General features: G+C 63.0%; 1 pseudogene. It reads right to left on the bottom strand.

The features are described 5' to 3' along the window. Positions 1-331: 331 nt before the first annotated feature. Positions 332-511: pseudogene (locus SO139_RS46420) on the bottom strand (hypothetical protein); the annotation flags it as partial.

Genomic DNA, 511 nt, shown 5'->3' with positions numbered 1-511 from the left:
AGAGCGCACCGGCTCGTCGGTGCAAGCAGGGTTCACCGCGGCCATGTGCATCCTTGATCCGATGTCGATGGCGGCGGTCCCGACGTTGACCAACTTCAGTTCCGGTCGGTCGCCGGTCGTCTTCTTGGGCATGGCAGTCCTCCAATCAATGACGAGCAGGAGGGTCTGGGCTATGCCAATCGTCATCTTCCTAATCGGGATCGCCGCCAGGGCGACGTCACCACTCTCAAGTTCGCATGCACCCATGGACCACGTTTTTTAACGGGGATTGTGCCTCCAATAATCTAACGGCCGCTACCCTCCCAGCCGCGACAATAACACAAGGCCGTTTCTAAGCCGCACAGGCGCGCCACGGTGCCGGACAGTTTTTTAAAATATCGCGCTCCATGCGCAGCCGCTCGTTCTCCCGCTGCAAACGCGCGATCTCCGCCGCATGGTCCGCCGACGGCAGCGTCGCCTGCGTTGTGGGGCGCCGCGTCGCCGCCGTCGGCTCCAGCCGGCCCCCTCGCTG

The organism is Bradyrhizobium sp. UFLA05-89, from assembly GCF_059803475.1.
This window is presented reverse-complemented; position numbering and strand designations above follow the sequence as displayed.